The organism is Streptococcus parasanguinis, assembly GCF_009717775.1.
Classification (GTDB): Bacteria; Bacillota; Bacilli; order Lactobacillales; family Streptococcaceae; genus Streptococcus; species Streptococcus parasanguinis_AG.
This window is the reverse complement of sequence record NZ_WMZF01000007.1, coordinates 118,068-127,106: the sequence shown is the minus strand read 5'-3', so window position 1 is coordinate 127,106 and position 9,039 is coordinate 118,068. Positions and strand designations below refer to the sequence as shown.

Below are 9,039 nucleotides of genomic sequence, written 5' to 3'. Positions count from 1 at the left end.
AAGCCAAGCACAGAGTCAAGTACAGAACCAAGCAAGGAAGAAACGAAGCCAAGCACAGAGTCAAGTACAGAACCAAGCAAGGAAGAAACGAAACCAAGCACCGAAGCAAGTACAGAACCAAGCAAGGAAGAAACGACACCAAGCACCGAAGCAAGTACGGAACCAAGCAAGGAAGAAACAACACCAAGTAGTTCAACTACTATTGTTCCTACAAACAGTAACAGTGTTAGTACCGTTGGTCGCCCAGTTTTACCAACAAATTCATATATTTTAGTAGACCAAGCAACAGATATCGTTTTGCAAAACCCTGATTTTGCTCAAGGTGGCTATAGTCTCCTTGTTGAAGTTTTGAAAGATGTCAAAGAACTAGCTGGTAAAGATTACAAGGCATATAATATTCAATTATCGAACCAAAATAATCCTGTACATCAAATTAGTCCAACTGTTGTGACCATTCCAGTAAATAGCCAAAAAGAAGTAGAAGCAGTTTATGGTATCGGTGAAAATGGTCAATTGGAGTCCTTCCAATTCCAACTAAATGAAGATAAGTCAGCCGTAACATTTACAACCTCTCATTTCTCAACTTATGGTGTAGTTTATAAATCTGCAGCAAAAATTGAAGAGAAGAAAGGTGAGAAAAAATTACCATCAACCGGTCAAAGTATTTCCATTGCGACAATGGTAGGCGGAGTTCTTTTAATAGTTTTTGGATTTGGCTACTACATCGAAAAACGTAGAACTCATTAAACGATACAGTTCATAATATATAACAAAAAAAGGAAGTGAGAATGAAATCTCTCTTCCTTCTTTTTTAGTCTGCAGTTTGTTCAGATTCTTCTAATTGTTTTCCAAGATCAATGATATACTGTTTGAGATCCTCTTTAACCTGTGGATGCTTCAAAGCATAATCAATCGATGTTTTCATAAAACCAAACTTGTCACCTACATCGTAGCGTTGGCCTTTAAATTCACGGGCAAAGACTCGTTGGGTCTTATTGAGGGTGTCGATCGCATCCGTCAATTGAATTTCATTACCAGCACCTGGTTCTTGATTTGCAAGAATATCAAAGATCTCAGGAGTCAAGAGGTAGCGGCCAATGATGGCGAGATCACTCGGTGCATCTTCTGGAGCTGGTTTTTCGACAAAAGTTTCAACGCTATAAAGACCATTGATGCCCTCTCCTTGAGGTGCGATCACACCGTAAGAAGAAACCTCTTCGTGAGGGACTTCCATCACAGCGATAGTGGATGCATGGGTTTCATCGTAGTCGTTCATCAATTGTTTGGTCAATGGCAAGGCATCATCATTGGTGATGTCCATCAGGTCATCTCCCAACATGACGACGAAAGGCTCATTTCCAACAAAAGCTTTCGCCTGCAGAACAGCGTCTCCTAAACCTCGAGGGTGACTTTGGCGGATGAAATGAAGATTGATCGCTGTTGTATCATTGACCAACTTGAGTAAGTCAGTCTTACCTTTTTGCTCGAGGTTGTATTCCAATTCAAAGTTAGAATCGAAATGGTCTTCGATCGAACGTTTGGCCTTCCCTGTTACGACAAGAATTTCCTCAATTCCAGATTTCAGAGCCTCTTCTACGATGAATTGGATCGTAGGTTTGTCAACGATTGGCAACATTTCCTTTGCCAAAGCTTTGGTAGCTGGGAGGAAGCGTGTCCCCAAACCAGCCGCAGGAATGACTGCTTTTCTAACTTTAGTCATATAGTTTCCTTTCTAAAAGGTAGGATTGATGTTAGAGTGGTTGACTTATTTCCACTCGTTTTCTTCTTTAAATTCATTGCTCATCATGTGGTGGATGGCTTCGCGGATATCTTTTCCTTCGTAGATGACTTGGTAAATAGCCTGTGTAATCGGCATGTAGACATCCAATTCTTGCGCCAGTTCATGGGCAACTTTGGTCGTAGAGATCCCTTCAATGATCATGCCCATGTTGGCTTCGATGTCTTCCAGTTTTTCGCCACGTCCGAGAGCATCCCCAGCTCGCCAGTTGCGAGAGTGAACAGAAGTTCCGGTAACGATCAGGTCACCAACCCCAGACAGACCGCTATAGGTCAATGGGCTAGCTCCGAGCTTAACGCCAAGGCGCGTGATTTCAGCGAGACCGCGCGTGATGATGGCTGCTTTGGCATTGTCACCATAACCAAGACCGTGCAGGGCTCCAGCTCCGACCGCGATGATATTCTTCAAGGCTCCAGCAGTTTCCACTCCGATAACATCTGTATTGGTATAGAGGCGGAAGTAGTGATTGCTAAAGAGTTCTTGAACATAGCGAGCCGCTTCTAAATCTTTTGAGGCTGCTGTAATGAGGGTGATATCCCGTACGATGGTCTCCTCTGCATGACTTGGTCCAGAAACGACCACTACCTCGCTGCGAAGAGAAGCAGGAATTTCTTCTTCAAGGATTTGAGAAATCCGATCGTGTGTACCAGGTTCTAGCCCTTTAGAAGCGTGCATCACTGTTACAGGGTGATCTAGTGTTTCAGCGACTTGTTTTGCGACCAAGCGGGTCACCTTTGTAGGAACTACAAAAAGGATAGCGTCTACTCCGTCCAAGGCAGCTTTCAGATCAGTCGTAGCGGTAATTTGATCGCTAATAACGATGTCTTTGAAATAGCGTTGATTGGTATGAGCGGTATTGATTTCATCGATTTGTTCTTGGATATTTCCCCAGAGACGGACTTCATGGCCGTTATCATTGAGGACTTGTGAAAGGGCTGTTCCCCATGAACCAGGACCCAATACTGCAACGGTTTGTTTTTCCATTGTATCTTCCATTTCTATGTCTATTTTTCAACAAGGCTAGGAATCTAGCGCTTGCGCCTTCGAAACGGCCTAATGTGTGCCTTGAAGGACGATTCTATTTTCCTCTCTATTTTAACATAATATAGGTAAAAAAACTTGTATGATCATCAATTGTTTTGTGAGGAAGGTGAGGGTGATAAATAAAATCTATCACGGTTTTAAAAAATACATATTAGACACTATCACTAATGGGTGGTAAGATAAGTAGTAGTTAAAATGAAGGAGGAATGAATATGTGCAGAACAATTGTTGGAGTATCCGCTAATCTCTGTCCGGTTGACCCGGAAGGGAAAAACCTTCATTCCTCCGTGTCTAGTCAATTTGCGGAAGGGATCCGTCAAGCAGGTGGACTTCCAATGGTCATCCCGATGGGAGATCCTTCCTTGGTTAAGGATTATGTTGAAACGATTGACAAATTGATCTTAAGTGGAGGCCAAAATGTCGATCCTAGTCTCTATGGCGAAGAAAAAACCATCGAAAGCGATGATTACAATATCGAACGCGATCAATTTGAGCTTGCCCTACTAAAGGAAGCAGTTCGCCAAAACAAACCGGTTCTAGGAATCTGCCGCGGGGTTCAGTTGATCAATGTAGCTTTTGGAGGGACACTCAATCAAGAGATCGAGGGACATTGGCAAGGACTTCCGTTTGGGACTTCCCATTCTATCGAAACTAAAAAAGGTAGTGTGGTGGAGCAACTCTTTGGTCAGGCCAGTCGAATCAATTCCGTTCACCGTCAAAGTATCAAGGATCTTGCACCAAATTTCCGTGCGACTGCCTTTGATCCGCGTGATCACACCATCGAAGCGATTGAAGCAGTAGATGGCCATCGGATTATGGGCTTGCAGTGGCATCCAGAATATTTGGTCAATGAAGAAAAAGGGAATTTAGAACTCTTCCGTTATTTATTACAGGAATTATAAGAAAAAGAGAGGTTGGACTGGTATCAGCCTCTCTTTTAGTATGGTTATTACTATCTAGAAATAGTAAGGGTTTTGTGCTAGAATAGGAACTACAATTGGGAGGTATTGATAGAAATGAAACTTGCTAAGACAATGAACCTTAACTATTTATGGTTGCTTCTAGGTTCTTATTTTGTGGCCATGATGGTCAATCTATTAAGTTTTTCAACAAAGGAATTATTTCTAGAACTTGGTAAAGTAGGATGGACCCATACGGTCCTTGCTTTGTTCATTAGTTATCCTATTCTTTGGTTTTTGACGGAGAGCAAGAAGTATATCTGCATACAAAAATTGAATCTCTGGTTCGCGGCAGGTATCCTATTTATTTCTATTTTGAAAAGTCCGAGTCTCTTTATGTCATTGGGCCTAGTGTTGCTCTCACTGGTCTTGTTTCTATATTTTTATTTAGGAAAAGAAAAAATCGCTTATATCTTCTTAGCGGTAGATGTCTTGTCTTTTCCGAAATTGTTGCTACAAACCAGTGCCAATCTTCAAGATAAGGAACTGGGAATCTTTACGTTTACGATTTCTGAATCGAAGTTACCCACTTTGATTTGGCCAGTATTAGTAGCTGTCCTCGTTGCCGTCCTGATCGGTTTTCTTCTCTCCAAGGTTTCTTTGGCTAAAGTTAATGAAACCTGGGTTCGAAGACTCACAGTGGTGACACTAATCGGTGGTATTTTCTATGTGCTCTATCTATCGATTGTTGCCTATTATAAGATTAAAGCCAATGCGGTCTCTTCCTTTGATATTGGAATCTTTTCACAGATGTTTGAGAGAATGAGACATGATTTTTCACAAGTTACCACCCTCGAAAGAGATAGGGCCTTATCGCATTTCGGAGTCCATATTTCTCCGATTTATTATTTGATCTTGCCCTTTTATATGCTATTTCCTTATGTGGAAACATTGGATATCGCTCAAACAGTGATTGTCTTTTCTGCAGTTATCCCGCTTTGTTTGATCCTAAAGAAAATACAATTGCCAAAAGTCATGACGCCGCTCGTGCTTGCCCTCTTTTTTGTGACTCCGGTCATGACAACGAGTGGTGGATTCCATTTGCATGAAAATTGTTTTTTGCCTCCATTGATACTTTGGTTGTTCTACAGCCTGATTTCTCAGTGGCGTGGAAGAACTATCTTGTTCACCTTGTTGCTCCTTTTTGTGAAAGAGGATGCCTTTGTCTACGTGCTGTCCTTAGGACTTTATTTTGCGTTTCAACATCGTTTTACATTCGAGGCCAAGTTTAAAAAGTGGTTGTATGTCAGCCTGTTTGCCTTGCCAATACTTTATTTTGCACTTGCCATGTTCCTCTTAGCAAGATATGGCGAGGGAGCTATGGTTTCTCGATACAATAATCTATTATTAAGTGGCGAAAACGGCCTCCTGATGGTTGTGAAAAATGTAGTCCTAAATCCGCTTTATGTTTTGGGAAGTTTATTTACAGCGAAACGACTTGGTTACCTCTTTTTGGTCCTATTTCCTTTTAGCTTTTTACCACTGATTCAGCGACGTTGGTCTACCTATTTTCTGATGTTGCCTCTTTTTCTCATTAATTTATTGATGGATTGGCCTTACCAATATGATATTGGTTTTCAGTATAGCTATGGTTCGGTCACGCTTCTATTTTTGATGGCTTTATTGTCTATCGATCAATTAAGCAAGAACCAGTCGGCATCAGATAATGTATTGGTGGCTCTACTAGCTTCTTCCATCATTTTTTCAAGCGCCATTCTATATAGTTTCACGCATAATTGGAGTTTTGAAATCCAATACTATCAAACACGCAAAGACTATTTTGATGGGCTCGAAAAGACCTTGCAGGCCATCCCTAAAGATAAAGCGGTCTTGGCAGCAGGTGGCTATACGCCGAGTCTTCGCAGCCATGAAAAATTGTATGATATTTTCTACCATAATGACAAAAAGCTTGATTCTAAGATTGACATAGTGGTAGTTCCAAGGGAAATGCAAGAGGAAAAAAATGGCTATTCTGAAACAGCCACTCTAAACCTCTATAAGGAATCAGGGTATAAAGAAAGTAACTTATCTACTAAAGATGTGCTGATTCTGGAAAAATAACTGTTTGAAAGAGGGAGGGTTATTTAGAATAAATTCACAAGCCAAATAGCCCTTAAATCTACAAAAGATGGATTTTTTGTTCAATAACCTTGACTTCTTCACTATGTTTTGCTATATTATATGCGTTGATTTATAAAAAATAAGTCTGGAAAGGGAGAAAAAATGAAAAAGTTAGCAGTTTTTTTGTCAATAGTTTGTTCGCTATTGATTGTGTCATTGACACTTTTTTCTAAAACTGTACAGGCGGAAACGTCTAAAAAAGTCGATGTGATTACGGAAGTCAAGATTCAAAATGATCAAGGTGGAGAATTGACAGGACCGGTTGGACGATTTGACACTTTCCGTCTGAATGCAAAATTTGCTATCGGGAAAAGAGGAACAGTCAAAGCCGGAGACACAACAGAGGTTAAAATCGACTCACCAATTGATATCAAATCACAGGATTTTGAGATTAAAGATCCAAGTGATAACTTGGTTGCCAAGGCAAAAGTTGATGCAGCTACTGGTAAAATTATCTTGACCTTTACAAAATATGTAGAAACAAAAGACGATGTATCCGGTTCATTTTTCTTCTACGCTCAAGTCAATAAAGTGAAATCTCCAAATGATGGAGAAGTTCCGGTTAAAGTCTCTGTAAATGATAAATTGAAATTCACTGGTAAAGTTACAAGTGGGACAATTGGTGGAGGAAACCGCTACTCTATCATTAAATCAGGTTGGAGCGAAGCAGGCAACAAAGAGCTTGGCTTTCGAATTTCTGTAAATAGAACCAACGAAGTTATCAACGATGCTGTTGTTACAGATACCTTGAAATCAGCAGGTATCACATACAAACAAGGAAGCTTCAAGATTAAAAAAGGAACTTGGGAATATACCAATGGTAAATGGGTACTCAAGAACGCAAAAGATGTTACAGCTGACTATAAAGTAAATATTAATGGAAATTCATTTACGATCAACCTAGGTAACATTGCTGCAGACGACCAATTTGCAATTGAATATTCGGCAGATGTGAACTATACTGTTGTTGATGGTGAAAAAATTCTTAACCAAGCTACTATTAAGGGAAGCAATAAGGATGAATACGCATCAAACAGTACAGTGAAAATCCAAATTGCTGGTGGTGAAGGGATTGGTTACGAATTCAGTATCAAGGTCACTAAGGTAGACGAGCAAAACGGACCTCTTAAAGGTGCAAAATTCCAAGTTGTTCGTCAGGCAACTGGTCAAGTTATTGGTGAATTCGAATCAGATGCGAAGGGTGAATTTACTGTTAAGAACATCTTGCGTGACAAATATATCATCAAAGAAATCCAAGCGCCAGCAGGTTATGACTTGGCAGCAGATACTGTTGTTGAAGCTGGTGAATTTAAAACACCAAAAACACCAGTATCTAAGACCATTGTAGACCAAAAGACAACCACAACAACTACAACAACCACGACAACGACAACTACAACAACTACTGCAGAGCCAACAACAACTACAACAACTACTGCAGAACCAACAACAACAACAACTACGGAGCCAACAACAACTACAACAACAACTCCAGAGCCAACAACAACTACAACAACTACTGCAGAGCCAACGACAACCTCAACGACTACTGCAGAGCCGACGACTACTTCAACTACGACAACAGAAGAGCCAACGACTACAACCACAACGACGACTACTGCAGAGCCAACGACTACTACAACTACGACAACAGAAGAGCCGACGACTACTACAACTACAACAACAGAAGAGCCGACGACTACTTCAACTACTACAACAGAAGAGCCGACGACTACTTCAACTACAACAACAGAAGAGCCGGCGACTACTTCAACCACAACAACAGGAGAGTCAACGACTACGACGACTACTGTAGAGCCAATAACAACTACAACCACAACAACAGAAGAGCCGACAACAACCACCACAACGACAACACCAGAGAAACCGGTGACTCCAGGAAGTGAAGAATCAACCACGACGACCACAACTGGAAAACCAGGACCAAAAGGTGGAAACAATGGAGGAGGGCGTAAAGCGCTTCTTCCTAATACAGGTGAAGTTGCAGCAACTGGATTTGTATTCTCAGGAGCCTTTGTGTTAGCAGGTGCAGTCGTATTGAAACGAAAATTGTCTATTAAATAAACAATGAGTTTCTATATAAGGGGAGAGCATGAGCTCTCTCTTTTTTGGGAATGTATTATGGAGAATAGGGATGAAATTATCAATCTTAATAACCCTCTTGAATGAGGAGCTGGTACTTCCTCAAACCCATCGTGAAATTTCTAATCAGCTTGAGAAAATGTTAGGAAAAGAGCTCTCTGATTATGAAATTCTCTATATCGATGATGGAAGTAGTGACAAAACCTTTGAGTTGATTGAAGAATTTGCAAGAGAAAACGACCGCATCAAATATATCCGTTTCAGTCGAAATTTTGGACGAGAGAGTGGTATCTTGGCTGGTTTTAAATATGCCAGTGGGGATGCGGTGATGGTCATGGACGGGGATCTCCAGCATCCACCATACTTGATTCCCTTATTCTTAGAAGCTTATAATGAAGGCTATGATATTGTTAGTGGCCAACGAACTCGTGAAGGGGAATCTTTTGTAGGAAGTTCCTTTGCACGTTTGTTTTACTTCTTGTCAAACCGCTCCATGGATGTTCACCTAACAGACGGGAAATCGGAATTAAGACTGCTTAGCCGAAAAGCCATGGAAGCCTTTGTGTCAATGCCAGAGTATAATCGCTTTAATAAAGGTTTGTATGAATGGATTGGTTTTAAAGAGAAAGTAATTCCTTATAAGAATGAAACCCGTAAGGCTGGAAAGAGCAAGTTTGGTTTTAAGAAATCTTTGAATTATGCGATTCAAGGAATTATTTCTTTTAATGATCGTCCTCTCCGTGTTTGTATTCAATTCGGTTTCATCTGTTTAGGGCTGGCTCTATTATATCTAGTGTTTGAGTTGATGAAATATATCTTCGCTGCTGGGAATTATGTGAGTGGTTATTTCACAACGATTGCGGCTATTATATTATTTAGCGGAGTTCAACTCATCTTCATCGGAATTCTTGGAGAGTATATTGGCAAGATCTATTACGAAGTGAAGCGTCGTCCTCATTTCATCATTGAAGAGACCAATATCGAACAAGCGAAGAAAAATCATATCGGCTAAAG

The 9,039-nt window shown here is 40.7% G+C and carries 7 protein-coding genes; 5 read left to right on the top strand and 2 right to left on the bottom strand.

Annotation, left to right across the window (positions count from 1 at the left end; all coding sequences use genetic code 11):
* On the top strand, positions 1-747 hold a 747-nt coding region (locus GMC92_RS10880), incomplete at its 5' end, for an LPXTG cell wall anchor domain-containing protein (RefSeq protein ID WP_241672898.1).
* Between the two features lie 64 nt (positions 748-811).
* Here GMC92_RS10880 and galU read toward each other — a convergent pair.
* Both galU and GMC92_RS08455 read right to left on the bottom strand, forming a co-directional pair.
* A complete protein-coding gene (gene galU / locus GMC92_RS08460; RefSeq protein WP_023919781.1) occupies positions 812-1,720 on the bottom strand; it encodes a UTP--glucose-1-phosphate uridylyltransferase GalU in 909 nt (302 codons plus the stop codon).
* A gap of 45 nt (positions 1,721-1,765) precedes the next feature.
* Entirely contained in the window at positions 1,766-2,782 is a 1,017-nt protein-coding gene (locus GMC92_RS08455) for an NAD(P)H-dependent glycerol-3-phosphate dehydrogenase (protein ID WP_037608137.1), read from the bottom strand.
* Positions 2,783-3,054: 272 nt separating this feature from the next.
* Here GMC92_RS08455 and GMC92_RS08450 point away from each other — a divergent pair, with 272 nt between their 5' ends.
* The 4 genes from GMC92_RS08450 to pgfS all read left to right on the top strand — a co-directional run bounded on the left by GMC92_RS08450 (position 3,055) and on the right by pgfS (position 9,037).
* Positions 3,055-3,744 carry a gamma-glutamyl-gamma-aminobutyrate hydrolase family protein gene (locus GMC92_RS08450; protein WP_003002057.1) on the top strand — a complete coding sequence of 230 codons (690 nt, stop codon included), beginning with the start codon at positions 3,055-3,057 and terminating at the stop codon, positions 3,742-3,744.
* Between the two features lie 114 nt (positions 3,745-3,858).
* Positions 3,859-5,862: a DUF2079 domain-containing protein gene (locus GMC92_RS08445; RefSeq protein ID WP_155200161.1), complete on the top strand. Its 2,004-nt coding sequence runs from the start codon at positions 3,859-3,861 to the stop codon at positions 5,860-5,862.
* A gap of 162 nt (positions 5,863-6,024) precedes the next feature.
* Positions 6,025-8,007, top strand: a complete 1,983-nt coding sequence (locus GMC92_RS08440) for an Ig-like domain-containing protein (protein WP_155200160.1) — start codon at positions 6,025-6,027, stop codon at positions 8,005-8,007.
* 70 nt (positions 8,008-8,077) lie between these two features.
* The gene (pgfS, locus tag GMC92_RS08435; RefSeq protein ID WP_155200159.1) at positions 8,078-9,037 is read left to right on the top strand and encodes a glycosyltransferase PgfS; all 960 of its coding nucleotides are present in this window, start codon (positions 8,078-8,080) and stop codon (positions 9,035-9,037) included.
* Positions 9,038-9,039 lie beyond the last annotated feature (2 nt).

Bases quoted from the DNA above. Each gene is read 5' to 3' on its own strand.
- GMC92_RS08440 (WP_155200160.1), top strand. From the start codon at position 6,025: ATGAAAAAGTTAGCAGTTTTTTTGTCAATAGTTTGTTCGCTATTGATT.
- GMC92_RS08450 (WP_003002057.1), top strand. From the start codon at position 3,055: ATGTGCAGAACAATTGTTGGAGTATCCGCTAATCTCTGTCCGGTTGAC.
- galU (WP_023919781.1), bottom strand. From the start codon at position 1,720: ATGACTAAAGTTAGAAAAGCAGTCATTCCTGCGGCTGGTTTGGGGACA.
- pgfS (WP_155200159.1), top strand. From the start codon at position 8,078: ATGAAATTATCAATCTTAATAACCCTCTTGAATGAGGAGCTGGTACTT.
- GMC92_RS08445 (WP_155200161.1), top strand. From the start codon at position 3,859: ATGAAACTTGCTAAGACAATGAACCTTAACTATTTATGGTTGCTTCTA.
- GMC92_RS08455 (WP_037608137.1), bottom strand. From the start codon at position 2,782: ATGGAAAAACAAACCGTTGCAGTATTGGGTCCTGGTTCATGGGGAACA.